At 42.8% G+C, this 26,674-nt stretch carries 26 protein-coding genes; 12 read left to right on the top strand and 14 right to left on the bottom strand.

The features are described from left to right. Window positions 1-3 precede the first annotated feature (3 nt). Window positions 4-1,140, bottom strand: a complete 1,137-nt coding sequence (locus FDP09_RS10310; protein WP_137402591.1) for a 1-acyl-sn-glycerol-3-phosphate acyltransferase — start codon at window positions 1,138-1,140, stop codon at window positions 4-6. A 134-nt stretch (window positions 1,141-1,274) separates the two neighbouring features. Continuing rightward, the gene (locus FDP09_RS10305; protein WP_015266079.1) at window positions 1,275-1,814 is read right to left on the bottom strand and encodes an inorganic diphosphatase; all 540 of its coding nucleotides are present in this window, start codon (window positions 1,812-1,814) and stop codon (window positions 1,275-1,277) included. A 164-nt stretch (window positions 1,815-1,978) separates the two neighbouring features. On the opposite strand from FDP09_RS10305, the gene FDP09_RS10300 reads away from it, so the two are divergent. After that, window positions 1,979-2,698 carry an SIMPL domain-containing protein gene (locus tag FDP09_RS10300; protein ID WP_137402590.1) on the top strand — a complete coding sequence of 240 codons (720 nt, stop codon included), beginning with the start codon at window positions 1,979-1,981 and terminating at the stop codon, window positions 2,696-2,698. A 75-nt stretch (window positions 2,699-2,773) separates the two neighbouring features. Here the strand turns inward: FDP09_RS10300 and FDP09_RS10295 are convergent, their stop codons facing one another. The 4 genes from FDP09_RS10295 to FDP09_RS10280 are packed head-to-tail and all read right to left on the bottom strand — an operon-like array spanning window position 2,774 to window position 7,779. Next, window positions 2,774-3,856 (bottom strand): hybrid sensor histidine kinase/response regulator, encoded by a 1,083-nt coding sequence (locus tag FDP09_RS10295; protein WP_137402589.1) that lies wholly within the window; start codon window positions 3,854-3,856, stop codon window positions 2,774-2,776. Next, on the bottom strand, window positions 3,849-5,987 hold the full coding sequence (locus tag FDP09_RS10290; protein WP_229683277.1) for a 7TM diverse intracellular signaling domain-containing protein: 2,139 nt from the start codon (window positions 5,985-5,987) through the stop codon (window positions 3,849-3,851). The genes FDP09_RS10295 and FDP09_RS10290 overlap by 8 nt, the downstream gene beginning before the upstream one ends. Before the next feature lie 7 nt (window positions 5,988-5,994). Continuing rightward, window positions 5,995-6,681: a hypothetical protein gene (locus tag FDP09_RS10285; protein WP_137402587.1), complete on the bottom strand. Its 687-nt coding sequence runs from the start codon at window positions 6,679-6,681 to the stop codon at window positions 5,995-5,997. A gap of 9 nt (window positions 6,682-6,690) precedes the next feature. After that, a complete protein-coding gene (locus FDP09_RS10280) occupies window positions 6,691-7,779 on the bottom strand; it encodes a ThiF family adenylyltransferase (protein WP_137402586.1) in 1,089 nt (362 codons plus the stop codon). 247 nt (window positions 7,780-8,026) lie between these two features. Between FDP09_RS10280 and FDP09_RS10275 the strand changes: the two genes are divergently transcribed. After that, window positions 8,027-8,500 (top strand): response regulator, encoded by a 474-nt coding sequence (locus tag FDP09_RS10275; RefSeq protein WP_137402585.1) that lies wholly within the window; start codon window positions 8,027-8,029, stop codon window positions 8,498-8,500. Between the two features lie 228 nt (window positions 8,501-8,728). Here the strand turns inward: FDP09_RS10275 and FDP09_RS10270 are convergent, their stop codons facing one another. The 3 genes from FDP09_RS10270 to porX are packed head-to-tail and all read right to left on the bottom strand — an operon-like array spanning window position 8,729 to window position 11,943. Beyond that, entirely contained in the window at window positions 8,729-9,946 is a 1,218-nt protein-coding gene (locus tag FDP09_RS10270; RefSeq protein WP_137402584.1) for an alanine dehydrogenase, read from the bottom strand. Window position 9,947: 1 nt separating this feature from the next. After that, window positions 9,948-10,370 carry a tRNA (adenosine(37)-N6)-threonylcarbamoyltransferase complex ATPase subunit type 1 TsaE gene (gene tsaE, locus FDP09_RS10265; protein ID WP_137402583.1) on the bottom strand — a complete coding sequence of 141 codons (423 nt, stop codon included), beginning with the start codon at window positions 10,368-10,370 and terminating at the stop codon, window positions 9,948-9,950. A gap of 10 nt (window positions 10,371-10,380) precedes the next feature. Next, entirely contained in the window at window positions 10,381-11,943 is a 1,563-nt protein-coding gene (gene porX / locus FDP09_RS10260) for a T9SS response regulator signal transducer PorX (protein ID WP_137402582.1), read from the bottom strand. A 66-nt stretch (window positions 11,944-12,009) separates the two neighbouring features. Here porX and FDP09_RS10255 point away from each other — a divergent pair, with 66 nt between their 5' ends. Genes FDP09_RS10255 through FDP09_RS10225 form a run of 7 tightly spaced genes read left to right on the top strand, consistent with a single transcriptional unit; the run spans window position 12,010 to window position 18,105 of the window. Beyond that, the gene (locus tag FDP09_RS10255; RefSeq protein WP_137402581.1) at window positions 12,010-13,239 is read left to right on the top strand and encodes an HD domain-containing protein; all 1,230 of its coding nucleotides are present in this window, start codon (window positions 12,010-12,012) and stop codon (window positions 13,237-13,239) included. 15 nt (window positions 13,240-13,254) lie between these two features. Then, window positions 13,255-14,277, top strand: coding sequence for a UDP-3-O-(3-hydroxymyristoyl)glucosamine N-acyltransferase (gene lpxD, locus FDP09_RS10250; RefSeq protein WP_137402580.1), 1,023 nt, complete (start codon window positions 13,255-13,257; stop codon window positions 14,275-14,277). A 39-nt stretch (window positions 14,278-14,316) separates the two neighbouring features. Beyond that, entirely contained in the window at window positions 14,317-15,711 is a 1,395-nt protein-coding gene (locus FDP09_RS10245) for a bifunctional UDP-3-O-[3-hydroxymyristoyl] N-acetylglucosamine deacetylase/3-hydroxyacyl-ACP dehydratase (protein WP_137402579.1), read from the top strand. Next, a complete protein-coding gene (gene lpxA / locus FDP09_RS10240) occupies window positions 15,708-16,487 on the top strand; it encodes an acyl-ACP--UDP-N-acetylglucosamine O-acyltransferase (protein WP_137402578.1) in 780 nt (259 codons plus the stop codon). Before FDP09_RS10245 ends, lpxA begins: the two co-directional genes overlap by 4 nt. Window positions 16,488-16,490: 3 nt before the next feature. Further along, on the top strand, window positions 16,491-17,126 hold the full coding sequence (locus tag FDP09_RS10235; RefSeq protein WP_137402577.1) for an ABC transporter ATP-binding protein: 636 nt from the start codon (window positions 16,491-16,493) through the stop codon (window positions 17,124-17,126). Window positions 17,127-17,185: 59 nt separating this feature from the next. After that, a complete protein-coding gene (locus FDP09_RS10230; RefSeq protein ID WP_137402576.1) occupies window positions 17,186-17,662 on the top strand; it encodes a hypothetical protein in 477 nt (158 codons plus the stop codon). Between the two features lie 8 nt (window positions 17,663-17,670). Then, entirely contained in the window at window positions 17,671-18,105 is a 435-nt protein-coding gene (locus tag FDP09_RS10225; protein WP_137402575.1) for a nuclear transport factor 2 family protein, read from the top strand. Window positions 18,106-18,138: 33 nt separating this feature from the next. Here the strand turns inward: FDP09_RS10225 and FDP09_RS10220 are convergent, their stop codons facing one another. Both FDP09_RS10220 and FDP09_RS10215 read right to left on the bottom strand, forming a co-directional pair. Continuing rightward, window positions 18,139-20,532, bottom strand: coding sequence for an endonuclease MutS2 (locus FDP09_RS10220; protein WP_137402574.1), 2,394 nt, complete (start codon window positions 20,530-20,532; stop codon window positions 18,139-18,141). Between the two features lie 105 nt (window positions 20,533-20,637). Next, window positions 20,638-20,979, bottom strand: a complete 342-nt coding sequence (locus FDP09_RS10215; protein WP_137402573.1) for a DUF4296 domain-containing protein — start codon at window positions 20,977-20,979, stop codon at window positions 20,638-20,640. Between the two features lie 108 nt (window positions 20,980-21,087). Here FDP09_RS10215 and FDP09_RS10210 point away from each other — a divergent pair, with 108 nt between their 5' ends. Genes FDP09_RS10210 through FDP09_RS10200 form a run of 3 tightly spaced genes read left to right on the top strand, consistent with a single transcriptional unit; the run spans window position 21,088 to window position 23,915 of the window. Beyond that, on the top strand, window positions 21,088-21,966 hold the full coding sequence (locus FDP09_RS10210; protein ID WP_137402572.1) for a DUF58 domain-containing protein: 879 nt from the start codon (window positions 21,088-21,090) through the stop codon (window positions 21,964-21,966). Next, window positions 21,959-22,882 (top strand): hypothetical protein, encoded by a 924-nt coding sequence (locus FDP09_RS10205; RefSeq protein WP_137402571.1) that lies wholly within the window; start codon window positions 21,959-21,961, stop codon window positions 22,880-22,882. The genes FDP09_RS10210 and FDP09_RS10205 overlap by 8 nt, the downstream gene beginning before the upstream one ends. Beyond that, a complete protein-coding gene (locus FDP09_RS10200) occupies window positions 22,869-23,915 on the top strand; it encodes a vWA domain-containing protein (protein WP_137402570.1) in 1,047 nt (348 codons plus the stop codon). Before FDP09_RS10205 ends, FDP09_RS10200 begins: the two co-directional genes overlap by 14 nt. Window positions 23,916-24,640: 725 nt before the next feature. Here the strand turns inward: FDP09_RS10200 and FDP09_RS23775 are convergent. From FDP09_RS23775 to FDP09_RS10190, 3 genes are all read right to left on the bottom strand, one after another. Continuing rightward, a complete protein-coding gene (locus FDP09_RS23775) occupies window positions 24,641-24,805 on the bottom strand; it encodes a hypothetical protein (protein ID WP_187328836.1) in 165 nt (54 codons plus the stop codon). A 466-nt stretch (window positions 24,806-25,271) separates the two neighbouring features. Further along, complete coding sequence (locus tag FDP09_RS10195; protein ID WP_137402569.1) at window positions 25,272-25,784, bottom strand: peroxiredoxin family protein; 513 nt, start codon at window positions 25,782-25,784, stop codon at window positions 25,272-25,274. 1 nt (window position 25,785) lies between these two features. Then, entirely contained in the window at window positions 25,786-26,415 is a 630-nt protein-coding gene (locus FDP09_RS10190) for a hypothetical protein (protein WP_137402568.1), read from the bottom strand. Between the last annotated feature and the right edge of the window lie 259 nt (window positions 26,416-26,674).

The raw sequence follows: 26,674 nt of genomic DNA, 5'->3' as shown, positions 1-26,674 counted from the left end.
ATATTATCCTTTTATTTTCAGCGCCTCCTGATTGGTCACTGGATTGGCATACATCGACAAGAAATTAGTGACCGCCACTTCATCTTGAAGGTCAATCCCCTCCGCCATACGCTCTTGAAATTGCTCCCGCTCTTCCGGGCTATATTTTTCTATATATTGCTCGCTTCCATGGAGCAGGTCGTGCGCGATATAATTTGTTGGCCATAATTTATAATTCCCAATGATCCTTTCATCGATCACTTCACTCAAATACTGAAACTGCCTGTTGGCAGGCTCTTCTGTTTTGATGATTTTATCAATCTCATCATCCAATGGCTTATCCACATGAACATGGATGTGCTTTTTCTGCCCCATAATCCCGTTCAGAATGGTATTAAAATCCTCATTTTCATGCTTTACATACACTTCAGAGCGGGATTTGGCCATTAGCTCTGGCATTTTCAGCACGTCGGTAGGATCGTACTCGTAAGAAATGGACACCGGCACAATGTGGACTTTCTTGAAATACTCCATTTCGCCTACATCTCCACGCGCCATTGAAATCATCTTCAGCACGCCTTTCTGCGTCTCATCGTTACCATCTTTGGTACGGCCCTCTCTTTGGGCTATCCACACGGATCGGTTTTCATGAAAAAGTAAGTCTTGTATATATTCAGACATCAGCCTGGAACTCTCCAATAGTTCCCGAGGAGAAAGTCCACGCTGAACCACAAAATTCCTTGTCAGTTTGGAAAGCGCCATCAGCAGTGGCCGTTTTACCAAATTATCCCCTATCGCCGAGGATGTCATCATCAATCCATTATTATAAAGGACATAATTCAATAAAGACGTATCCAGTATAATATCCCGATGATTGGAAATAAACAAATAAGACACATGCTGGTCGAGCTGGTTCAGACCTGAATAGCTCAGTCCTTCTGAGCTACGCTTCAGCACCATTTCTATGGCCGGATAAATAAAGTTAATCTGAAAATCCCTTATAGAATGCGTCCTGCTTAGCTGCCGCTTCCATTCGCTTTCCGCCATTTCAGGAAAAGTGAAGTTCATAACTGCCTTCATCATGGGATCATCGACTATCCCCCTGATGGCTTGATTCACTTCAGTATCATAAAATGGCCTTATATGATCAAATTTGGACATGTAGTTCTCATTTACAAAGTCGCAAAATACAAAAAATAAAACGTCAACAGACCATATAAGTCAACTTTAGTTGGCCCTACATAAAGAAGCCCTTACTAGACCCAAAAAAAAAGCCATCTTGTGATGGCTTTAGTTTATTTTTTTGTTCTGAAATTCTTGTCGTAGAGTTCTATACTCTCATTTACAATCCTCATGGCATCTTCTTTTCCTAAGAAATCTTCCACTTTCACTTCTTTGTTTTCCAGTTTTTTGTAATCCTCAAAGAAACGATGGATCTCTTTCATCAAGTAAGGAGGGAGCTCATCGATGTCATTGATATAATTCACGGATTGATCGTCAGCAGCGACGGCGATGATCTTATCATCAGCTTCTCCACCATCCACCATTCTCATTACACCGATCACCTTTGCTTTTACCAACGTCATGGAAGGGATATCGATCTGCGACATGATCAAAATATCCAATGGATCATGATCCTCGCAAAAAGTCTGCGGTATAAAACCATAGTTTGCCGGATAATGAACAGCGGAAAACAACACCCTATCCAGCATCAGCATGCCGGTTTTCTTATCCAGTTCATATTTCCCTTTACTACCCTTTGGGATTTCTATGATGCCTTGTACATATTCAGGTGCTTCTTCGCCTATTTGGACATCATGCCATGGATTAATCATATTAAAAACCTTTTGTTACTTTATTTGTAAAATTTTACGGATGGCAAATTACTGCCATTTACGTAGTTAACAAAACAAAAAAAGCTGAATTTATTATATTTTTTACCCCCGCTGTCATATTGGCTTATGATTTGTCGTATAGGTAATAAAACTGACTATTAGTTATGAAAAAAACGCTTTTAATTATTGCAGTAATCTGGGCAGGAATCACCACAGCCAATGCCCAAACCAAATCAGAAAAACAACATATAGCGGTGACCGGAAAGAGTGAAATCTCCATCAAACCTGATGAAGCCCTCATCAATGTCCGTCTTGAACACAAAGCCATGAAAGCTTCTGATGCCTCTGCGATGCTCAACAAAAAGACAGGCATCATCGAAAAGCAACTCAAAAGCAGTAAGGCCAAAGGCTACAAACTGACCACCAGTAATTACAATGTCACTGTCAACCGAGTTTACACCAAAGGTACCAGTAAAGACAGTGGCTATGTCGCAAGCCAAAACCTGAAGATCACCCTCCCTAACCCCCAGGATGACTTGGTGAAAGTGGTGGAACTTCTTAATGAAAATGAAGAGATCATGTTTGACGTCAATTTTTCGATCTCAGAAAAAATGAAAAAAGCATATGAAGAACAGCTTCTCGAACAAGCTCTACAGGACGCCAGGGAGAAGGCCGACCTGATTGCAAAGACCATGTCTTTGCAGGGATTGTCCGTGACCAGTATCAACTACACCTCGAACACCCCCATCACCATGCCGCGACCTTCACAGATGCAATACATGAGAATGGATAAAAGCATGGCCGCCGAGGCTGCTCCCTCCTTTTCTCCGGAAGAGCAGAAGCTTACTGATGAGGTACAGGTAATCTTTAGCTTTGAAGATTAATGGGCAATAGCCTTAGAAACCCAGGACTCTAAAAGCACTTTCTTTGCTCCTCTGTCCCGGCAGGGGGGCTCTTTTTTATAAGTATGGGATGGTTATCGTAAATAATGTCCCTTCCCCTACCTTTGAGTCCAACTCTATGGTTCCTTTTAGTTGTTCTACTGATTCCTTGACCATATAAAGGCCAATTCCAGAACCTACATTTTTCTGAGTAGCACGCTGGAATAGGTCAAAAACATCCGTTTTGTATTTTTCATCTATGCCGATCCCATTGTCCTGCACCTTAATAACGGCCTTCCTATCCTGCACATCCACCCGGATCTTAATGTACTTATCTGGATTGATTTCCTGTTGAAATTTATAGGCATTGCTAAATAGATTATTGAAAATCACTCTTAACTTAGCCTCATCAGAACGGAATCTTTCCTCTTGATTTATGGTGGTTTCTACCTCTATGCCCGTAAGGTCCCACTTGTTTTCATAAGCTTCGAATTGCTGGGCCAAAAGTTCCTCGAAATTTATATTGGTGACCACGTTATCAATCTTGGTAGAGCGATAAAAATCCAGCATTTTATAAATAAAATCATCCAGCTTGACTGTAGCGGAATCGATCATTTCAAAATATTCCAAGATCGTCCGGTCATTACACTCCATCTTGGCCAATTTAGAGACCCCAGAAATGCTCATCAAGGGACCTCTCAGTTCATGGGAAAGGCTATAGACAAACTGGTTCATTTCGGAGTGCATCTTCTCCAGACGAGCATTTTTTTCTTTTAGTTCCTGGCGGATAAAATAAATATCAGCGGCATTCGTGATAGCATTCTTGATCTGCTCGATATTCCATGGCTTATCAATGAACCTATATACCTCGCCCTTGTTAATGGCATCAATGACACTCGAAATATCCGAGTAACCGGTAAGTAAAATACGAATGGGATCAGGCTTAATCTGAACCAATTTTTCAAAAAACTCCACGCCGGTCATTCCCGGCATCCGCTGATCGGCTATGACTACATGAACATCCTCATTTTGGGCAATCACCAAGCCTTCATCAGCATTCAAGGCAGTAAAAATCTTAAAATCCCTTCTTAGGCTTGCTTTGAAAGAATTAAGGTTGTTATGCTCATCATCTAGATATAAAACATTTATCTTACTACTCATTACGCGCTGTTTTTTGATAAATTGGCAAAGTAATCACAAAAGAGGTTCCTTCTCCTTCCGTAGAGAACACCTCCATTGCTCCTTGGTGGTTTTCAATAATTTTATAAACTATGGACAGTCCTAATCCAGTCCCCTTCCCAACTTGCTTCGTCGTAAAAAACGGTTCGAATATTCGCTCCTTCACATGCTCAGGCATACCAGGACCATTATCTTTGATTTCTATCCGTACCCTGTCTCCTCCTAGAACAGAAGTGGTGATTTCTACCAACGGATTGCTGTTGTTTTCTTGCTCTTGCAGTGCTTGAATAGCATTACTAATGATGTTCATAAACACTTGGTTGATCTTTCCTGCCAAGCATTCCACCATAGGAATCTCTGCATAGTGCTTGTCCACTTTCACACGCCCCATGGTACTGTTAAGCAAAATCAAGGTACTATTCAATCCGTCGTGCAAATCCACTTTTTTCACATCCTGCTCATCCACCCTGGAAAACAGCCTTAGTCCCTTTACAATTTCGACGGTACGCTTGGCTCCTTCCTCCATCCCTTTCAGCAGCAGGTCTATCTCCTCTATCAAATACGAAAACTCCAAATCCTCTTCTAGGTCATGGAGCTGCTTTTTAGTAGTTTCTGAAAACTCTTCTTTTCCCTTTTCCCTGTACTCTTCCATTACCTCCAACACATCCTGAAGATCGCGCTTTAATGGGGAAATATTAGAGCTTACAAAATTTATCGGATTATTGATTTCATGGGCAATCCCCGCTGTAAGCTGTCCCAAGGACGCCATTTTCTCCTGATTAACCAACTGCGTCTGTGTATTTTGAAGATTTTTCAATGTCTGCTCAAGCTCTTCAGTCCTTAATTTAACTTTTTCCTCCAAAATAACATTCTGTTCCCTCACTAACCTTTCATTTTCTTTTAAGGCTTCCAATTTCCCCTGTTGCTGTTGTTCCTTTTCCTTTTTTAAAATGTTGATCCTATTGGCCAGTGCAAGTGAAAGCAAGATCGCTTCCAAGGCGGTTCCCACCAGCATCGGGAAATTTGCCAAATCCTGAAGCAATTCGAACCCTAGGTTTTTCAACACAAAGATCACCACACCTACCAAGAAAAATGACCATGCTATCAGGAAATAATATGCTGGCCGGTAACCACTTCTAGCAGCTAAAATAGCGGAGAGAAAAAAGAACACTGCCACCAACATCCCTGCAAGATCTGTCAACCGATAACTCAGCTCTACAAAGGAAAACACACGAGTAAAAAGTACCAGTCCGTAAATCACTCCGATGCCCAACAATACCTTATCGAGTTTGGGAATGATTGTTTTGGTCTTCAGGAAAATCCTGATAAAGGTAACGGCAAATATGCCTGAAAAGCCTGAAAACAACACTGCGCTCTCTTCAAAAAATCGGAAATTGTCGCTAAACAAAAAAAGTTTTGAATACCCGGCAAGGGATAATTGGGCCAAGGATATAAAAAGGATATACAAACAATATACTAAATAAACACGGGCATGAACTGAAAAATAAAGCACTAAATTATACAAAAACAGCGCTAGCATAATCCCTATGTAAATATTAGTCAGCAGCATCCGCCTGGAATCCATTTCTTCGAAAACACCTTTTGCGTAAACAGATGCCTCGAAGGAAATTGGCTCTTGGGAATATAGCTTTAAAATAATGTCTCCCGTCCCGATATTTTCAACCAAAAACGAAGGCGCTAAGTGGCCATTTAATCCCTCCTCCATAAAAAATGTCCCCTTCTTGCCCACTGAGACATAAGCTCCAGAAACATCCTTCACAAAAAGTTCTAAATACCTTATAGTGGGATTTTTGACTTCTAGGTAATACGGTCCTCCACCAGATCCCCATTCGCTCACATCTATTTGGGCCTTGACATAAACCGTATCAGACTGTATCCCAAGGTTTACTACCTCATTTACAGAAAAATCTTTTTCTGTTTCGGCTGTTTGTAAATCCCCATTCGCTACATTAAGCAGCTCATAATGACTGATTTTAACGTTTCTCACTTCCTCATGACCGACCTGACCTGAGCAACTGCAAAACACAATGACTACTAGCATTAATGGTAGGAAACTCCTCCCAAAACCGATTTTTGTGAATTGTAATTTCATGGCACTATCAAGTCTCCAAATCATATAATATTGTAAAGTCTCCTTTAGGACTTGTTTCTTCGGAAGCATGAACGGGATTATTTTTTAAATAAAAAATCTTTTCTTTTTCTTCCTCTTTAGCATTGGGCAAGTCCTTCAGGTTTTTTATATCCAAGATGGTAGCAATCAACCCCTCTTTTGGATACAAGAAGGTACCACTGTCACCTAAGCCTTCTATGATTCCAAACCCCAGTTTTTGGCAATTTTGTAAGGTAAATGGAGAACAAAATCCCATTAGGCATTTCAGATTGAGCAATGAGGCCACAGCCACACCAGCCCTTATCAAAAAAATGCTTCCAATCCCATAGCCTGCGACCTCTTTCGAATTCCACACACCACATAGCTCAGCCACTTCCAAATCCTCATACTGAGCCATATATTCCACGATACGAGTGTCTTTTTCGATAATAGCAGGCTCTAAGGGAAGGTTATAGTTCCCACTCTTTATCTGTACCCTACCTCCACCATACACCTTGGAGCCATCCTCTGACTCTACTACCAATAGGTAAACATTTGGGTTTTCGGCCCATGATCGGTCTGCCGAGGTGACTTTGGTCACACCATATGACTCCAGCACCGAAAAATGTCCATCAATATATTTATTAGTAGTAGTAGTATCGCATATAGATCTGACTGCCCGTATCCTTACCCTCATTTCTATCGACTAATTTATGGCGTCTAAATCTACATAAAACCGGTTTGAAGGAACATCCTGACCAAGAAGTATCATTCTAGCATAATGTGCTCCCATCGCTCCTCCCATGATTACGGAAGAAGCCAATTGGGGCCACGTAGTAATAGTTTTGCCAATTTCGCTCATACTATATTTTAATCTTTCAGATAATTGCTCAAAATGCAAAATCGCCAATAACATTTCCCTATAATTATCCGCTAATATATCAAGCAATTCTTTTTCATCACCAAATTTCTCCAGATAGCCATGAAAAATAGGTCGTTCAGACTCTATATCAAAACGTTCGATATCCATCATACCCCTGTCACTAGTATCCATAACAACAGGAATCCCCATTGATTTAGCCATCAATCTGCTCTTTATCTTTATCGGCAGGCTATCACACTCCTCCACCAACAGGTCAATCCCCCCGTCCCTTTCAAAAAAATCTTTAATATTCCCTTCCGTGATTCCTTCATCATAAATGGTCACTTTGAGAAATGGATCTATTTCTGCGATTTCCCTGGCCACTACCCATACCTTTTTCATCCCCAGACTATACAGGCCGGTGCGTATCCTGTTCATATTGCTGAGTTCGAGCGTATCAAAATCTGCAATACGCAACTCTCCAAAAGACCTCTCCATCGCCAAGCTCAAGGCTACACTTTGCCCAACAGATAGACCTATTACACCAATCTTTTTAGTATAAAGACGCTGCTGTTCTTCATCCTTGATTTTGTACCGGTTTCTGGATGTCCGGAGGTTTACAAAATCTTCTTTAGCTAAAATACGAATTAATTGCCTTCTCCAATGAAAATAAACCCAATTTCCATATTTGTCCCGTGGGTGCTCATTGAAAAAAGCTTCCATTTTATCTAGCAATTCTTCCTCATCAAACTTCCGGGCAGGATGTTCTATTTTGATCAGTTCGGACACTTGGATATCCAGCTGATCAATTTTCTCAATTGTCTCGTCTTCCAACAAACGTCCCAAGGCCTCCCTTTGAGCTCCTTGAGCATCCGCGGGAATAATTAACGCTTGATAATTAAAATCAAGCTCTTCATTGTCCTGTAAAATCATTTAACTTGTTGGTGGTTCATTAGGTAATTAAAGCAAGTAAAGTTATATTATTGATCGCAGAAATAAATAAAAAATTGCATTTTTTACAGAAGACCGCCATAATTCGTTAAAATAGAATTATCAAAAAAGAGTTTGAATAAGTAAATTACGTCTATATTTGTACTATATTTCAACAAGAAATTGAAACATTCAATCACCCTAAACCACTCATGCCCCTACAAGAGTAACGCCCTAAATAGAATTCCCAATGAGTGAAGAAGCTAAAGATAAGATCCGGATCCTTTATGTGGATGATGAATCGAACAATCTCCAGGCATTTAAAGCTACCTTCAGGAGAGAGTTCAAAATTCACTTGGCAGAATCTGCTGTCAAGGGCCGTGAGATCCTGGCCGAAAATGAAATTGACATCATCATTACTGACCAGCGCATGCCAGAAGAGACTGGCGTAGAATTTCTGGAGTCTATCATAGACAAGCATCCTGAACCCATACGCATACTTCTGACAGGCTACACTGATATCCAAGCGGTCATCGATGCCATTAATAAAGGGCAAGTTTACCACTACCTGACCAAACCTTGGGAAGAGGAATACATCAAAACTGTCATCAAAAATGCTTATGAAGTCTATTCGTTAAGAAAGGAAAACAAGAAACTAACGGATGATCTCCTCAAGGCAAATGAACAACTTGAATTTTTATTAAGACAGAAACTCTTATCCTAATCTTCCCAAAGTGAAAAACAGGAAAACTCAATACAAGTAAAAAACACATCAAACTGGCTAAAGAAACCACCCCGATCATCCAGTTTAGTTGAAAAACGGGCACCCTTTTGATTTTGTGGAAAAGCTATTATTACTGGATCAAGTAGAAATCCAAAAAAGGAATGCTTGACAAAGGGAGTTAACAATTCCCGTGAAGATGGATCCCTCGGCCTAGAAAAATTGAATATCCTAATACCTGGCTGCCAGCAGCAGTTGCAATTCCTTATGGGTCATCTGAAACTTTCTCGCCAAGTGGGCATTGGTAAGGCTTCCACGATAGGTATATACGCCTTTCATAAACCACTTATAATTGAAAACCATTTCCTCAGCTCCACCTAAGTCCGCCATCTGCAGTAAAATAGGTGTGAAAATGTTACTCAGCGACATAGAAGCCGTTCCTGAGACTCGTGAAGCGATGTTTGGCACACAATAATGAATGATATCATACATGCTATAAACGGGATCGTTATGAGTAGTCATCCGGGATGTCTCTACACAGCCTCCTTGGTCAATACTCACATCGATCACTACACTTCCGGGCATCATTTCCGCCACCATTTCTTCTGATACCACTACCTTAGCACGGCCTTTTTCGCCCCTAAGTGCTCCTATGACTACATCTGCCTTTTTTAAGGCCTGGCCCAATGTATAATTATCGATGGTAGAGGTATAGACCTGCTGTCCCAATAATTGCTTTATTCTCCTAAGCTTGTAGAGGTGATTATCAAAAATCTTTATATTGGCCCCAAGTCCAAGACCGGTCCTGGCAGCATATTCGGCTACTGTTCCCGCCCCAATGATGACCACATTGGTAGGAGGAACACCGGTAATTCCGCCCAAGATCAGTCCTTTCCCGCCTTTTTTTGCACTGCTAAGGTACTCAGCAGCGATGAGCATCACCGAGCTGCCAGCGATCTCACTCATGGCACGTACCACTGGCATCCCTCCCACTTTATCCTCGAGGTGCTCGAATGATACCGCTGTTATCTTTTTTCTATTAAGAGCATGGATATAATCCGCATTTTGTTTTCCCAACTGGAGTGCGGAAATGAGGCAGCTACCCGGCTTCATATAACTGATCTGTTCTTCTGTGGGCGGCTCCACTTTTAGCACTACCTCCGCTTCAAAGGCCTCTTTGGAGGAATAGACTACTTTGGCTCCGGCATCTGAATAAGCCTTATCTGAGAACTTTGAGGGCTTTCCGGCTCCGGACTCCACCATCACCCGCTGGTTATTGTTGACCAACAAAGCCACCGCTTCCGGTGTCAGCACCACTCTCTTTTCTTGCAATTCCGCTTCTTTGGGAACTCCTATCAAAATCGAATGGTCCGAAGTTCTTGTCTTTGCCAAGGACTCCTGCGGGTAGATCCCACTCTCTTTACTTATCTCAGCCATTTTAGCCCCCATCTTAAAACTTTTTTATGCTCATCTCCCTACCATCGTTTTCGCTTACTGATATTCTGATTAGGTAAAATTCCTCCGGTAAATAATCCGGGATATTTTCTGCCCATTCAAGCCAACAGTAATTGCCGCTATAAATATATTCATCCACTCCGATTTCCAACACCTCTTCTTGTTCTTTTATCCGATAGAAATCAAAATGATAAAAGGTCTCTCCCCTATCATTTTGATATTCATTTACGATAGAAAAGGAAGGGCTACTTACGATATCTCCCACTCCAAATTCTTTAGCGATGGCCTTGATCAATGTAGTCTTCCCTGCCCCCATCTCTCCCTGAAAGATCCAAACCGGCAAGTCCTTACAAACGGCCACCACCTCCTTTGCCGCTTTGGGCAAGTCCATAATATCTCTACACTTGATTGTTTTCAACCTCCTTTTATTACTTCATTTTAGGTGATAAATGCATGATCGGAACAATCATTTCTTCCAAAGAAACCCCTCCATGTTGAAAAGTATCCCTGTAGTAATTTACATAATAGTTGTAATTGTTCGGATATGCAAAGAAATAATCTTCAACTGCAAAAACATAACTTGTGGAAACATTAAATCTAGGAAGCTTGATGTCTTCCGGTTTTCCTATTTCAAAAACTTTTCCAGATTCGAAATTCAAATTTTTACCTTGCTTGTACCTGAGGTTAGTGGTCACCTTTCTGTCCCCAATGATTTTGTACGGACGATTCACCTTCTTCGTCCCATGATCTGTCGTCACGATCACTTCACATCCAGCCTCACTTACCTTCTTAAACAGCTCAAACAGCGAACTATGCAAAAACCAACTTTCGGTAATAGACCGGTATGCCGATTCATCTGGCGCCAGTTCCCTGATCATTTTCATATCTGTCCTGGCATGGGACATCATGTCCACAAAATTGTACACCAGTACATTGAGGTCATTGTTCATCAGATTGGGAAATTGTTCCAGCACTGATTTCCCCTGATTTGCTTGGAGGATTTTGTGATAGCTGAATTTACTCTGAAGACGGTTTTTCTTTAAATTAACAGCCAAGAAATCTGCTTCATGGCTATTCTTACTTTCATCGGTATCTTCATTTTCCCATAAATCCGGGTGGAAGCGGGCCATGTCCAATGGCATCATTCCACTGAACAGCGCATTCCGAGCGTATGCGGTAGTAGTGGGCAAGATACTATAATAGGTATCTTCTGATTTGATATTAAAATAATCACTTAAGGCCGGCTCAATGATCTCCCATTGATCGAGACGCAAGTTATCGATCACCACAAAAAACAAGGGCTTGTCGGATTCTTTCAATTGGGGAAAGACTTTCTCCTTCATCACCCGATGGGACAAAATCGGCTTGTCGGCATCTCCATCATTCAGCCAATCCAGGTAATTGTCCTTTACGAATCGCGCAAAATTAGCATTGGCTTCTGTTTTTTGCGTGTCGAGCACCTCTTGCATGCTTTTGTTTTCGGTTTTGTCGATCTCTAGCTCCCAATAGGTCAACCTCTTGTAGATATCGGCCCATTCCTTATGGTCGATGGCGTCATTATACGCCATGCTTATCTTGGAGAAATCCTGCTGGTAAGATAGATTGGTCTTTTCACTTATCAATTGCTTATTCTGCAGGATCTTCTTAACCGAAAGCAAAATCTGGTTGGGATTGATCGGCTTGATGAGGTAATCGGCGATTTTACCACCGATGGCATCATCCATGATATGCTCTTCCTCACTTTTGGTGATCATGACCACGGGCGTCTGCGGTTTGAGGATCTTCACCTGCTGCAATGTTTCCAATCCAGTCATCCCAGGCATCATTTCATCCAAAAAAATCACATCGAAATTGGTTTTTTCTACCATATCAATGGCGTCCACACCACTGTTTACCGTGGTGATTTCATATCCTTTTTGCTCCAAAAACATGATGTGAGGTTTCAACAGATCAATCTCATCATCTGCCCAGAGTATTTTAAATTTTTGCATCTTATCCGGTTTAAATCTTTTAAATTTATAATTACTTTTGATTTCTATCAACTAATTCTTAGGCAATTGAAAAGCCATAAAATACTTAACGATCCTGTTTACGGTTTTATCACCATCCCCAGTGAGTTGATTTTCACCATTATCGACCATCCTTTTTTCCAAAGGTTACGGAGGATCAAACAACTTGGTTTGACCGATTTGGTTTATCCCGGTGCGCTGCATACACGTTTTCACCACGCCATTGGTGCCATGCACCTCATGAGCATCACCTTGGACAACCTCCGCAACAAAGGACATGAAATAAGTGACCGGGAATACGAAGCTTCATTGATTGCCATTTTGCTCCATGATATTGGCCACGGTCCCTTTTCCCATGCGCTTGAATACACCTTGCTCAAAGGGATTCCCCATGAGTCCCTATCGCTGTTGCTCATGGAGTCTTTAAATAACCAATTAAACGGCCAATTGGATCTTGCTTTAAGAATTTTTAAGAATAAATATGAACGAAAATTCTTTTATCAATTGGTTTCCAGCCAATTGGACATTGACCGCTTGGATTACCTTCAGCGGGATTGCTTTTTTACCGGTGTCTCTGAAGGAACAATCGGTGCTGACAGGATCATCAAGATGATGAACATCAAGGATGATCAGATCGTAGTAGAAGAGAAAGGCTTGTACAGCATAGAGAATTTCCTCAGTGCAAGGCGCCTGATGTATTGGCAAGTGTACCTGCATAAAACCACGGTAAGTGCAGAAAAAATGCTCATCAACCTCATTACCAGGGCCAAAGACCTCCAACAATCAGGCGTAAATGTAGAGGGTTCACACGCTTTCAGGCATTTGCTACAAAATAATTTCACCTTAAGGGACTTTCAGCAATCCTCGGATTTGCTGGAAACTTTTGCTGACATGGATGATTTTGATATTTGGGGAGCCATAAAATACTGGAAAAACCATGATGACGTTGTCCTGAGGAGTATCTCAAAGATGTTTTTGACCAGAAACCTGTTTAAAATCAAGCTGAGCAATACCCCAATCGAGGAAAAGGAACTCTCCCTTATGAAAAAGGAAGTCGCCAAAGGCCTGAAAATATCCGATGAAGAGCTTCATTATTTCGTCTCCTCTGGATTTATTTCCAATAATGCCTATGTGGCCAAAGAAAAAGTCATGATCCTCACCAAAAAAGGTGAGGTAATCGATGTGGCCCAAGCAGCAGACCTCCCTAACATCAAAGCGATGAGCAAAATTGTGAAAAAGTACTATGCTTGTCGCGCTAAAAATTTAACTTTGCGGTAATATAATTTTAAACTCATGGAATTTACTGTCAGTCAGATTGCAGCGCTTTTAAACGGTACAGTAGTGGGTGACGGTTCCCAAAAAGTCAACCGTCTTGACAAAATCCAAGATGGTAAAGCAGGAGGAATCAGTTTCTTGTCCAACATGAAATATGAGCCTCACATCTACAGCACGGAGGCATCTGCGGTTATTGTAGCGGAGGATTTTTCACCATCAAAGCCACTCAACACTTCACTCATCAAGGTAAAGGATCCCTATTCCGGTTTTACCCAGCTTTTGGAAGCTTATGCGCAGCTCACCAAACATAGTAAGACAGGAGTGGATGAGCCCTCCTACATCGACAAATCCTCCAAAATGGATGAAGGAGGTTACCGTGGAGTTTTTAGCCATATTGGTAAAAACTGTCAGATAGGCAAACAGGTCATCATCCATGCTCAAGCCTACATCGGAGACAATGTAAAAATCGGCGATCGCTGCATCATCCATTCAGGTGCCAAAATATACAACGACACCGACGTTGGCAATGATTGTGAAATCCATCCAAATGCCGTTATTGGAGCTGATGGTTTTGGTTTTGCCCCACAAGAGGACAAAAGCTATAAAAACATCCCTCAGCTTGGTAATGTCATACTGGAAGACAATGTCAGCGTAGGAGCAAACAGCACCATCGACTGCGCTACCATGGGCTCTACCATTATCAAGAAAGGGGTAAAAATAGACAACTTAGTACAAATTGCCCATAATGTGATCATAGGAGAACACACCGTCATTGCTGCCCAATCGGGCATTTCAGGATCTACCGAAATCGGAAAAAACTGCGTGATCGCAGGACAGGTGGGCATCATTGGACACCTCAAAATCGCCGACAACACCACTATTGGAGCAAAAACGGGCATTACTAAATCCATTCTTCAATCCGGAAAAACCATTTTTGGGTATATGGGGTATGAGATGAAAGAATTCCTCAAGTCCTATTCAATTTTCAAAAAACTGCCATCTCTTCAGGACAGAGTGAAAGAACTGGAAAAAAAACAATAAATTTGTGGCAAAATAAATGATGCCCAAAAATCATCTTTAATGAAAGTCAAACAACATACTATAGGAAAGCAGGTAACCATTTCCGGTGTAGGGCTACACACTGGAGTGGATGCCAACATGACCTTTCTACCTGCTCCGCCAAACCATGGCTATAAGTTTCAACGTATAGATATGGAGGGAGCGCCCATTGTGGATGCTGATGTCGATAACGTAGTGGATGTATCCAGAGGGACAACTATCGAGCAAAGTGGCGCACGCGTCAATACGGTCGAGCACGTACTGGCAGCCCTGGTGGGATTAGAAATAGACAATGTGCTTATCCAGTTGGATGGACCCGAGCCTCCAATCATGGACGGTAGCTCTATCCAATTCATCAATATCCTCGAAGAAGCGGGGTTGAAAGAGCAAAACGCCCTTCGTCGCTTCTTTGAAGTCCCAGAGAGCATCCATTACAGGGATTCCTCGAGAGAAGTAGAAATGGCCGCGTTACCACTGGATGATTATAGGGTCACCGTCATGGTGGATTATAACTCTCCGGTCCTGGGCAGCCAACACGCTTCTATTACCGACATTAGCCAGTTCAAGGCAGAAATCGCTTCTTGTAGGACTTTCTGCTTTTTGCATGAACTGGAGATGCTCTATAAACAAAACCTCATTCAGGGCGGCGACCTGAACAATGCGATCGTTGTGGTGGACAGGGTCGTTACGGACGAGGAATTGGAAGGACTGGCTCAGATGTTCAACAAGCCAAAAGTAGAGGTTCGCAAGGAAGGCATCCTAAACAACGTAGAACTTCGCTACAAAAACGAACCAGCCCGGCATAAGCTGCTGGACGTCGTTGGCGATCTCGCCTTGGTGGGCCGTCCGCTTAAAGGCCAAATCCTCGCCGCTCGTCCGGGCCATGCCGCTAATGTAGCCTTTGCCAAAAAACTGAAGCGGGCAATGGAAAAAGTGGGTCCCAGTCATATCCCTCACTATGACCCTAAACTACCTCCTGTCCTCGACATTAATCAAATAGGGAACATCCTTCCACACCGCTATCCTTTTCAGTTATTGGATAAAATCATTTATCTTGACGAAACGGTTGTGGCAGGAGTAAAGAACGTCACGATCAATGAGCCGTTTTTTATGGGGCATTTTCCAAACAATCCAGTAATGCCAGGAGTATTACAAGTAGAAGCCATGGCTCAAACTGGCGGAATTCTTGTGCTCAGTACCGTGGATGATCCTGAAAACTATTGGACCTATTTCTTAGGCATCGAAAGTTGTAAATTCAGAAAAATGGTCCTGCCGGGTGACACGTTGGTTTTTAAATGTGAGTTACTGTCCCCTATCAGAAGAGGGATTGCCAAAATGAAAGGTGAAGCCTATGTGGGCAACACATTGGTTTGCGAAGCCGTTATGACTGCCAGTATAGTAAGAAAAGAAGCATGATAAGTAAGCTATCACAAATACATGATAAAACCCAAATCGGTGAAGATGTAACCATCGATCCTTTTTCGGTCATTCATGAAAACGTAGAAATAGGAAAAGGAACCTGGATAGGATCAAATGTAACCATCTACCCTGGGACTAAAATTGGTGAAAATTGCAAAATTTTCCCTGGGGCAGTCATCGCAGGGGTACCCCAGGACCTTAAATTCCAAGGAGAAACTTCTACGGTAGAAATTGGGGACAACACTACCATTAGGGAGTGTGTAACGATTAGCCGTGGCACCATCGACAAAAGAATCACCAAGGTCGGCAGCAACTGCCTCCTGATGGCCTACGTACACATTGCCCATGACTGTATTGTTGGTGACAATGTCATCATCGCCAATGCGGTGCAGGTCGCAGGGCATGTGGCTATTGATGATTGGGCGATCATTGGTGGAAGTAGCGCCATCCATCAGTTTGTAAAAGTCGGTATGCATGCAATGGTCTCCGGCGGATCGTTGGTCAGAAAGGATGTACCACCATTTACCAAAGCCGCTCGGGAACCTTTAAGTTATGCAGGGGTAAATTCCCTTGGATTGCGCAGAAGAGGCTTTAGCAGTGAGTCCATCAGTCATATCCAGGAAGTCTATCGCTATCTGTTCCTGAACAGTCTCAATAACAGCCGGGCACTTGAAGAAATAGAAGTCAACCTTCCCGCAACGAAAGAAAGGGATGAGATCGTGAACTTCATCAGGTCTTCCGAAAGAGGCGTGATGAAAGGTTATATAAATTAATAAATGCTCGAAATAAGGTTAACCAATGCAGCAAAACGATTCCAGTATGACTGGATTTTTAGACACCTTGACTTGCATGCAAAACCAACCGATAAAATCGCCATTACGGGCAGCAATGGTTCCGGCAAGTCCACTTTTCTAAAATGTCTTGCCGGAATCAATCCTTTTACCGAAGGCGAGACCGAATATTCGCTCGAACAACGGAGCATATCCGACAACGAAGTTTACAGGCACTTGTCCATTTCCGCTCCCTATATGGAACTGCCGGAAGAATTCACATTGCTAGAACTCCTAGGCTTCCATTTCAATTTCAAAACACCTTACCAAGGTATCCAGCTGAAAGAGATGATTAAGGTCATGTACTTAGAGGACGCGATCAATAAGCAAGTCTCGCATTTCTCCTCAGGCATGAAACAACGCCTAAAATTAGGCCTTTGCTTTTTTTCGAACACTTCGCTGTTGCTGCTGGATGAGCCTACTTCAAACCTCGATCGCAGGGGGAGTGAATGGTACCAAGAACTGGTACATGCATATGGACAGGATCGCACCATTTTTGTGGCTTCCAATGATCCTGGGGAATACGAATTCTGCACCGAACACCTCTCCATAGAAGATCACAAGATAAAAAAGTCACGATAACTTTTGATGAATCTGATTATATTTAGCCATATTCATACTACTCGGAAAAAACACGCTATATGACACCACGAATTTACGCTTTATGTTCCCTTATCGCCTTGATGACATTTTTTTCTTGCGGCGGGGATGACGAGCCTACCCCATCCAAATCCAAAGAACAAATCGCCCTTGAAGAATTAACCGGAGAAGGAGTGCAGGCTTGGGTAATCGGTAATGAGGGTTTTGTCACCCATAAAGGACAAGATGAAACGGCTGACTTTGCAGATTTCGAGATCATATTTTCTTCATCAGGGAGTAACAAAGCCTATACTTCTTCGAACAGCAATCTACTGTTTGACGAAAGTGGCAGCTGGTCCTTTGAAGGCACCAACTTTGACAAAATATCCCTTAGCGGGGTTCAACCTGCTGCAGGACAAGAAATTGCTTTTTCCGGGCAGGGCAATATGTTACGACTGGAGTTTAATGTTCCCACTCCATCAAATGGTAGGGTAAGCGCCTTGGCCGGTGATTACGTATTTATGCTTGAGAAAAAATAGGTTGCCTTATGACAAAATGGATACTCTTCACCTTCTTCCTTTGTGGCATCACCCTTGGTAGCTTTGCACAGTCCCAAAACAGCATCAAACTGGTAAACGCAGTTCAGGACCTCACCCGTCTGATGATCCATCCAGATGAAGCGCAGCTAAAGACAATGACGCACAAAAAACTGTCTTATGGCCATTCCAGTGGACGCCAAGAAGACCAGAGCACCTTCATTTCTTCATTAATGACCGGAACGTCAGATTTTGTGACCATCAACCTAAATGAGCAATCTTATGATGTTGTCGATGATATCGGCATCGCCAGGCATATCTTGGTTGCCGAAACCAACGATAATGGAATTCCTGGACATGTCAGGATAGGGGTACTGATGATTTGGCGCAATAATGGTGAATCCTGGAAACTATTGGCCAGACAGGCCTATAAAATCCCCCAGTAAAAGTAAACTGAAATCATAGACAAGTCACATTGCTTACTTCAAGGTAACCAATGTGACCCCAGATCCGCCACGATCAGCATGTTCGTCTTCATATTTGCCCACAGAAGGCATGGACCGAAGCAAATTACGGGTAATCTCCCTCAGGATTCCATCCCCTTTGCCATGAACAATCCGCAAGTCTTTTACCCCAAGCATATATCCCTCATCCACAAAATTCTGGACTATCGGTAAAATTTCCTCTCCTCTTCTACCCCTTAGGTCCAAATTTGGGGAAAAGTCTCGCATCTTAGAGGTAGTATCGAAAGTAGATCTTGCTGCGATGGTTTTCTTTTCCTTCTTCATGGCAGTTTTGGATACTTTTTCCAGCCTGTTGAGCTTGACATTGGATTTCAGATCACCGATACTGATCTCTACATCCTTATTTCGGATAGCCAAAACTTCAGCCACGGCCCCATTATCCTTTAACCGAACATAGTCCCCTACCGCTATAATTCCACTTACCACTTTTATTTCCTCTGAGCCTTTCTTGGGCTTAAAGGTCTTATCTGGTTTTACCTTGTCCTTATGACGTTCCAAATCCTGCCGAAGCTTCTTGGTCACTTCTTTATCAGCTTTATTTTCCTTTATAGATCGAATGGTCTCCTCTATCTTTTGGTTGGCTCCGTCCAAGATCCCTTTTGCTTCCAGCTTGGCTTGATGGATCAATTGCTTCTTATTGCTATCGACGGTTTCCTTTAGCTCATTATACTCTTTGAGCCGCTGCGTCAAAAGCCTCTCTTTACGCTGCGCTTCCAGGATCAATTGCTCGTATTTGTTCTTATCGGATTCCAGCTTATTGAGGAGTTTATCGTACCGAACCCGCTCATCACCGATCTGTGCCTTGGCATAGCCGATGATATCCTTTTGAATCCCGATCTTAGTGGCGATTTCCAGTGCAAAAGAACTCCCTGGTTTGCCTATATCCAGCTGGTAAAGTGGCTCCAATTTTTCGATATCAAAGCGCATCGCACCATTGGTCATGCCTTGGTTTTTGGCTGCAATCTGCTTCAAATTACCATAATGAGTGGTCACGACCCCGTAGGCACCGGATTTGTTCAGTGCCAACAAAATTGACTCTGCTATCGCGCCCCCAAACTGCGGCTCAGTTCCCGTACCAAACTCATCGATAAAAAAAATGGTTTTCTTATCCGCAAACTGCGTAAAATACTTCATGCTCATCAAATGGGAGCTGTACGTGCTCAGGTCATTTTCGATATTCTGCTCATCCCCGATATCAATAAAGAAATGATGAAAAACAGAACATTTTGAATGTGGATCCATCGGCACCAGCAGACCACACTGAAGCATGTACTGAACCAGTGAAACGGTTTTTAGCGTAACAGATTTTCCGCCGGCATTGGGCCCAGAGATCACCAGTAAGCGACTATTATGGTCCAAATGAATATTTAGCGGAACAATCGGCCTATTTTGCTGCTTCAACGCATGCTGCAGCACAGGATGGCGGGCATTGTACCATTCGATGATCTTCTCTTTCTGAAGAGTGGGTTTGCTGGCATCCATCTTCAGGGCCAGCCGTGCCTTGGCACGGATAAAATCCACCATACCCAGAAATTTATAGGCACTTTTCAACTCCGGAATAAAGGGCCTCAAGGTATCTGTGAGCTGCATCAAAATTTTCTGCACCTCCCTGCGCTCCATGTACTCTAGTTCCTTCAGCTCATTATTGATATCCAATACCTCAGCGGGTTCCAGAAAAACCGTCTGTCCCGTAGCCGATTCATCATGGACAAAGCCTTTGATTTTTCGTTTATTTTCGGCCAAAACAGGCATCACCATTCGTCCGCCACGGATGGTGATGGATGCGTCATCCGGTGTCAGCCCTTTCGCTTTGGCCTCTCGAAAAATCCTATCCAGCACCTTTCTTAGGCGGTTTTCTTCATAAATGATCTGCCCACGGATCAGGCCAAGTTCCCGCGTTGCATTGTCCTTGATTTTGCCTTTATCGTTCAACACGCGCTCAATGGCCCGCAACAGACTGTTATCGAGTGCCACCATTCCGATCAACTGGAACAATTGGGGGTATTCCTCTTCATTTTTGCTAAAAAAATCAACACACTCTTTGAGTGTAATCAGCGAAAGTTTGATCTCGTGAAAGTCATCCTCATACAAAAATGTGCCTTCTATTTTCGCCTTTTCCAGATAGGGATAAATATTCAAATAGTTGGATGAAGGAAAAAGATCACCGGAGATCAATATCTGGCGAAATTCTTCCGTTTGGTCCAACAGCTTGTTTAGCAGATTTATATCATGGGAAAAGGCCACCTTCTCCACCATTGCTGTTCCCAGTGCACTGCTACACTCCTCCCTGATCCATTCTTTTATTTTATCGAAATTAATCTTGGTTTCAAGATTATCCGGATATTGCATACGTCAAAATTAGTTATTCGCTAATAGTTACTCGTTATTTGGCCCTGATAGTACACAGATGGAATGTGAGAACATGACACCCTGGCTACTTGTACCGCTCACTTTTCAGTCTTCTTGTCCGACTTTTTCTTTCACGTTCAAGGAGTCGATCACGCGGCTGTACAGTTCCTTCATCTTTTCGGTATCCCTCAAATAATACTCCAAGCTCTTTGTGTAAGTCGTATCGGCCACGTGGTGCTTTTCGAAAACACGGTTTTCAAAAAGTGGATACAGCTTTTTGGAAGAGTCATAGGATACAGGCAATGAACTGGCCATTCCTTCGGCCATATGGATATCCACCATTATTCCCACCATCTCATTCTCAGAAAGCAGGTAATTTGGGGCCTGGTCATCATCACATGAAATGACCCCAATCACGAAAACGAAGAAGAATATTGTCTTTTTCACAATTCAAAATTAGCCATTTCCGTTGAAATTTAGGTAATATGTTAGCCATTACTCGTTTTATTATTCAAAGGAGTCCATTAAATTTAGGCCTTCGGAATAAAACCGCCCATGAATCAACTGCTGAAAAAACTCAGGAAATACGAAATAATGATCCGGAAAGTGGCCAATAACCACCTTCAAGGGGATTATCAATCTATATTTAAAGGCGCAGGCCTGGAGTTTGATGACCTGAGGCCTTACCAGTATGGCGACGATGTCCGGACGATTGAGTGGAAAGTATCTGCCAAAGGCCACGGGGCATTCGTAAAAACCTTCCGGGAAGACAAAGACCAATCGGTGTATTTTCTGTTGGATATTTCCGGATCCCAAGACATTGGTGACGAACGCCGCAAAAAGATCGACTTGGGCAAAGAAATCGCAGGTGTACTTACCCTTGCTGCCATTCACGAAGGCAGTCAAGTAGGCCTTATTTCCTTTTCTGACCAAAAAGAAAAGATAATCCTTCCCGGCAAAGGTCCTAGGCAAGGAGTAAAGGTGATCCGGGGAATTTTCAACCATGAAAACAAGTCGCTGAAAACGGATCTTAATGAAATGTTTTCCTTTGCCCTGAACCTGATTAAAAAACGAAGCATCATTATCATCATCTCGGATTTTATCGATGAAAATTACCACCGGTCGCTAAAAGCTATGGGCGAAAAACATGATGTCGTAGCCATTCAGGTGACCGATCCGCGTGAATCAGCACTGCCCTCTCTCGGCATCATCCCAGTATTTGACAAAGAAGAGGGAAAGACCACTTGGGTCAACACCGCTTTTGGCAGCTTTTCACGTAAAATTGCCGAAACCTTTTCGGAAGAAAGAAACACATTAAAAGAGCTATGCAAGAAAAACCAAGTCAATTATCTTCCCATAGACACCCGTGAGGACATCGTACTTCCTCTGATAGAATTGTTTAGGTATAGAAATAAATCCATGAAACGTGGGTAAAATCAACGCATTTATTCTAAGTTATTTATTTGCAGTACTCAGCCTTTCACTTCCGGTCAAGGGATGGGCGCAAGGTCAGCCCCAAGGACTCAAAGTGGATGGGTACTTTATGCAGGATTCCGCCAAGCTGGGCGAACGTATCGGCTATGTCCTAAAGGCTGAATATCCTTCAGAAATGAATATTGTATTTCCTGATTCATCTTTTCAATACAGGGACTTTTCATTTCTGGAAAAGCAGACCTTTACCTCCTATACCCCTGACAGCATCACACAAGACAGTGCGATCTACTTTCTTTCCAATTTCTCACTGGATTCTGTAAAAACCTATGCATTGCCGGTGTTTGAAATCCTCAAATACGATAGCATCGTTCATTATGCACCACAAGATGAACTAGCACTTCAGCTTACCATCGATCCGCTTCCCGAAGAACTGACCTTTAAGGACAATGACAAGTACATGCCTATCGAAAAGGATTTTAACTATCCCTATTTGCTGATTTTCATAGGAATTGTTCTAGTAATAGGCGTAGCTGTTTTATTGCTGTTTGGAAAGAAAATCCAACAAAGATGGGCTGCCGGACGCCTGAAAAAGCAGCATAGTACATTCCTCAAAAAATGGGACACTTCCATTCAATCACTTCAATCCGCTCCTTCCCTGCAAACCGCCGAAGAAGTACTTTGGCTATGGAGGGATTATATGGAACAGCTCACAAACAAGCCATACAAAGAATGGACGGCCACAGAAATCGCCGAATACCTGGAACAGCCATCGCTGTTAACTGACTTTAGAAAAATCGAAATCATCATTTATGCCAACAGGCCGGCTGAGGACATTGTGGCTACAGCCGATAAGCTAAAAGCTGTCTGTGTGGACATGTACAACCAAAAAGTAAAAGAAATCCATGAACGCAAATAATATCATTGATTGGTTTTCATGGAGTTGGTTTTTACCGGAAACCTTCCGCTCATACGAATGGAAAAATCCGTGGGTACTGCACCTGCTATGGATTGTCCCCTTGATCCTGCTGATAAGGAAATTAACCAAATTCATTAAAAATCCTTCTCTCGAGCTTTCACTTCCAGGGAGCGTATCCAACAGCAATCCATGGACGTATTTGCGCTTGGTACCAACCCTGTTTTTTATGCTGACCCTCGCTATGGTGATCATCGCCCTAGCGCGTCCACAGCGATCTAATGAAAAAGTGGAACAATCCACAGAGGGTATTGACATTATGTTGGTCATGGACATCTCTGAATCCATGGACTTGCAGGACTTCGAACCCAACAGGCTAGAAGCCGCCAAATCCACCGCCATCGACTTTATCAATGGCCGATTTGGAGATCGGATAGGGATGGTAATCTTCGCAGGAGAGGCATTTTCATTGGCACCCCTCACTACTGATTACGAGCTACTTACTGATCTTATTGACGACATTTCATTCGATATGATGGATGCCAAAGGCACTGCGATTGGGAGTGCTGTGGCCACCGCCACCAACCGTATGCGCGAGTCCGACTCCAAGTCAAAAGTGATGGTACTTCTCAGTGATGGAGACAATAATGCCGGAAACGTGGATCCCACATTTGCAGCAGAACTAGCAGAGGCTATGGACATCAAGATCTACACTATTGCCGTAGGAAAAGATGGTATGGTTCCGTATGGCACCGATTTCTTTGGAAGGCCACAAATGGTAGAATCCTACCTGAATGAGACTACCCTTCGCGACTTGGCAAGAATCGGCAAAGGGCAGTTTTTCAGAGCCTCGGATGATAAGGCCCTGGAAAACATCTTCGAACAGATCGACCAAATGGAAAAAGCAGAAATCTTAGAATCCCGCTACAAAGAGACCCAGGATTTCTATCGTCCATACCTTTTCTTGGGCGTTATTTTCTTCTTCATCTGGCTGGGGCTGAAAAGCACCTTTGTCAACAATTTCCTATTGGACTAGTGAAGATGGAACGCCAAACTATTGGAGCGTAAAATTGTCTTATACCCCACGACAACTGGTCCAAGTCTAGGACTTGGACCCAAACTGAAAAAAGTCTCCAGACTTTTACGACACCTATTGTTTACGCCGCCGATTCCGAAAAATCAGCATAATTACCGACATTCCAAACATCAGCCTCGCCATTCTGGAATAAAGTTCATCTGCCAAAAAGGAGCCCCAAAACACCATGTACAGCACGCTGGCCAATAGGATTAGGAGCAAAATAAAATCTTCAATCTGAGCTTTTTTCATGGCCTTGCCGGACAACTTTCTTGATGTTTATTTCCCGCACTTACTTCTCTTCCACTTTTCTCTGACCAAGTCAAAAACAACAATAAGCACAGGCATCAAAAACAAAACATTCACACTGTCTGTGGACACCCATTCGTATTGGAGCGTTAGCTTCGCCAAAATGACCAACACTCCGCTAAATATTAAAACCTCAGTTCGATTATAAAACCGTCACTGCGAGGCTTGGAGGTAGGCCTGAGCGGGTGGAAGCCGTGGCAGCTCGCCGCGGCGAGTTGCCACACCCTTTTCCAACCCACATCCTCCTAAAAAGGGTTCGCAATGACGCTTTTTATACTAAAATTAAGTCGAGCTCAGGTTATTAAAAGTACTATTTCTTTTGTCAAACTCATACGATTAAGCCTAATCAGTACTGCAATTCTTGATGATACTGGTAATTAATCCAATAGATGAAACATCATCCCTACAGATATCAATACTGCTGTAATGAGCTTTACTTTACTTGTATAATACCCATACCACCCCACTCCAATGAGCAGCAAAGCCAAGCCCAGAATAATTACCCGCATGATTTGTTCCCCGTCCATGAGCCCTTTGGTCATATACACCCCAGAACCGTTGGCATCAAGGAAATCAACACCGCCGGAACATTCATCACCAACCTACGCAATCCATTAAAAAAATAGGAAAGACATATTCCTCCTCCTACCATACTCATTAAAAAGGTCATCTCTCCATTCAAAAAATCAGCTTTATGATCAAAGGCCAAGTAAACCAAATAAACACTTGCCAAAAGACTAAAAATCACTTTCCCTATTTTCACAAACAACTCCATAACAATCAACATTTTAGAACTACAATATAAAAACTCCCCACCACCAAAAACAGGGCATAAAATGACAAAAATCCCAGTAAAACCACTTGAAGGGCTGATGTATGGCCGTGGAACTGTGGGATTGTGTGACTGTATTATGGAGAAGCTCCTCCCTCTCACCAGCAGCGTTGGTTCAAGTCTGAAGACTTGAACCATGACTCAAAAAAGTCTTTGGACTTTTAACCTAAATATATTCAATACGCTTCTAGCAACCTCTCCACCTTCACCGTCCCCTGAAAACGCTTGACCAGTTTACCGTCAGGGCCATACAAAAAGATCTCCGGAACGCTGCCCACAGCATAGTAAACGGCCACTTCCATGTCCCTATCCTGGAACCAATGTATGTTTTTACAAGCATCCAGTTCCATCCTTTTGGCAAAGTCCCCTATCACATTCCCCGCTTCGCTCGATACCAATAGCAATTGGATATCGCCAAATTCTTCCTGTCTCTCCCTAATGGCCTGGATTTCCTTTTCACACAGGTGGCAGGTAGAGTTAAAATAGATCAAGATGACCGGTCGATCATAGGGCAGCTCGTCGGTGGTGAACTTTTCCCCGTCAGGCCTATAAAGCGTAAACGCTGGAAACTGGCTGATCCTTTCTGCTACGCTATTTTTCTCCATTACCCTATCCATGATCAGGTACCCCATTACCCCAAGAAAGGCAATTACCAAAAAAAGCACCACAAACTTCAGTTTCTTCCTCATATCAGGACATGTTCAAGGTGATAAAGACCGTAAACACCACCCAGCAAAACAGTGCCGTACCGTATGACCCGAGGACTATATTCGAGCTTTTGGGCATACTCAGTTCCAGTTCCTCTTTCACCAAATACACCAATACAAATACATAGACCAACTCAAACAGGTTCACCAACTGAAGCGGATAACTGAAAACGGGATTAATATTCTCTAAATCGAACAAGTTGAGTAAGGACAAGGGGTAAAAGGCAGCAAACTCCTGATAGCTGAGGCCATAGGCCGATACGTACACCAGCTTCACCAGTCCGGCGATCACAAAAACCACCTCCGCATATACGGCAATACCAAAAAGCGTCCCCAGCCTTACCTCCTTGTGCCGATCGGCAAAGAACAGCCCTGCATAGAGCACCACGGCCACCAAAAAACACTTGACTGTAAACATCAGAAAGGCAAACAGCGCACTGAACCTGTTCCAATACAGCATCTCGTCGATCGCCGTCTGGACTTCCTTAAATGACAGTTCAAGCGCATCCTCATTTAGCATTTCGTTCAGCAGCATCCCCTCAAAATCAATCAACAAAAGTGTTGCTAAATATAAAGCCAATGAATAGCCCAATAAGATCAAAAATGGTTTCATACTGATAATTCTAACTTCAATGTCTTTTAGTTAACTATTCTCCAGTTATATCATACCGAGCAGAGTCGAAGTAAAGGGGCATACCATTTACTCTGTTTATGGTGCCTATCCCCTCCCCTCGCTTAACTAAATGACTTTGACTCTAATTCTCGCGGATTTCGCAACTTTTTTCATCCAGTTTAGAACAATAAGGACTTTAACAACTAAAAAACAGACTGTGTCACACACCAAATAGGTAATCATCTGAAAGAAAATCCCC

This window comes from Echinicola rosea (assembly GCF_005281475.1).
In the GTDB taxonomy this organism is placed as follows: Bacteria; Bacteroidota; Bacteroidia; order Cytophagales; family Cyclobacteriaceae; genus Echinicola; species Echinicola rosea.
Note: the sequence above shows the minus strand (reverse complement) of the source record. Positions and strands in the feature narration are given on the sequence as shown.

Excerpts from the sequence above, each read along its gene's own strand:
- FDP09_RS10195 (WP_137402569.1), bottom strand. The coding sequence starts at position 25,784 with ATGAGGAAGAAACTGAAGTTTGTGGTGCTTTTTTTGGTAATTGCCTTT.
- lpxA (WP_137402578.1), top strand. The coding sequence starts at position 15,708 with ATGATAAGTAAGCTATCACAAATACATGATAAAACCCAAATCGGTGAA.
- FDP09_RS10230 (WP_137402576.1), top strand. The coding sequence starts at position 17,186 with ATGACACCACGAATTTACGCTTTATGTTCCCTTATCGCCTTGATGACA.
- FDP09_RS10290 (WP_229683277.1), bottom strand. The coding sequence starts at position 5,987 with ATGAAATTACAATTCACAAAAATCGGTTTTGGGAGGAGTTTCCTACCA.
- FDP09_RS10275 (WP_137402585.1), top strand. The coding sequence starts at position 8,027 with ATGAGTGAAGAAGCTAAAGATAAGATCCGGATCCTTTATGTGGATGAT.
- FDP09_RS10190 (WP_137402568.1), bottom strand. The coding sequence starts at position 26,415 with ATGAAACCATTTTTGATCTTATTGGGCTATTCATTGGCTTTATATTTA.
- FDP09_RS10310 (WP_137402591.1), bottom strand. The coding sequence starts at position 1,140 with ATGTCCAAATTTGATCATATAAGGCCATTTTATGATACTGAAGTGAAT.
- FDP09_RS10285 (WP_137402587.1), bottom strand. The coding sequence starts at position 6,681 with ATGAGGGTAAGGATACGGGCAGTCAGATCTATATGCGATACTACTACT.
- FDP09_RS23775 (WP_187328836.1), bottom strand. The coding sequence starts at position 24,805 with ATGACCAAAGGGCTCATGGACGGGGAACAAATCATGCGGGTAATTATT.
- FDP09_RS10270 (WP_137402584.1), bottom strand. The coding sequence starts at position 9,946 with ATGGGGGCTAAAATGGCTGAGATAAGTAAAGAGAGTGGGATCTACCCG.
- FDP09_RS10210 (WP_137402572.1), top strand. The coding sequence starts at position 21,088 with ATGAATCAACTGCTGAAAAAACTCAGGAAATACGAAATAATGATCCGG.
- FDP09_RS10295 (WP_137402589.1), bottom strand. The coding sequence starts at position 3,856 with ATGAGTAGTAAGATAAATGTTTTATATCTAGATGATGAGCATAACAAC.
- FDP09_RS10225 (WP_137402575.1), top strand. The coding sequence starts at position 17,671 with ATGACAAAATGGATACTCTTCACCTTCTTCCTTTGTGGCATCACCCTT.
- FDP09_RS10235 (WP_137402577.1), top strand. The coding sequence starts at position 16,491 with ATGCTCGAAATAAGGTTAACCAATGCAGCAAAACGATTCCAGTATGAC.
- FDP09_RS10300 (WP_137402590.1), top strand. The coding sequence starts at position 1,979 with ATGAAAAAAACGCTTTTAATTATTGCAGTAATCTGGGCAGGAATCACC.
- FDP09_RS10200 (WP_137402570.1), top strand. The coding sequence starts at position 22,869 with ATGAACGCAAATAATATCATTGATTGGTTTTCATGGAGTTGGTTTTTA.
- FDP09_RS10245 (WP_137402579.1), top strand. The coding sequence starts at position 14,317 with ATGAAAGTCAAACAACATACTATAGGAAAGCAGGTAACCATTTCCGGT.
- FDP09_RS10220 (WP_137402574.1), bottom strand. The coding sequence starts at position 20,532 with ATGCAATATCCGGATAATCTTGAAACCAAGATTAATTTCGATAAAATA.
- FDP09_RS10305 (WP_015266079.1), bottom strand. The coding sequence starts at position 1,814 with ATGATTAATCCATGGCATGATGTCCAAATAGGCGAAGAAGCACCTGAA.
- FDP09_RS10280 (WP_137402586.1), bottom strand. The coding sequence starts at position 7,779 with ATGATTTTACAGGACAATGAAGAGCTTGATTTTAATTATCAAGCGTTA.
- lpxD (WP_137402580.1), top strand. The coding sequence starts at position 13,255 with ATGGAATTTACTGTCAGTCAGATTGCAGCGCTTTTAAACGGTACAGTA.
- porX (WP_137402582.1), bottom strand. The coding sequence starts at position 11,943 with ATGCAAAAATTTAAAATACTCTGGGCAGATGATGAGATTGATCTGTTG.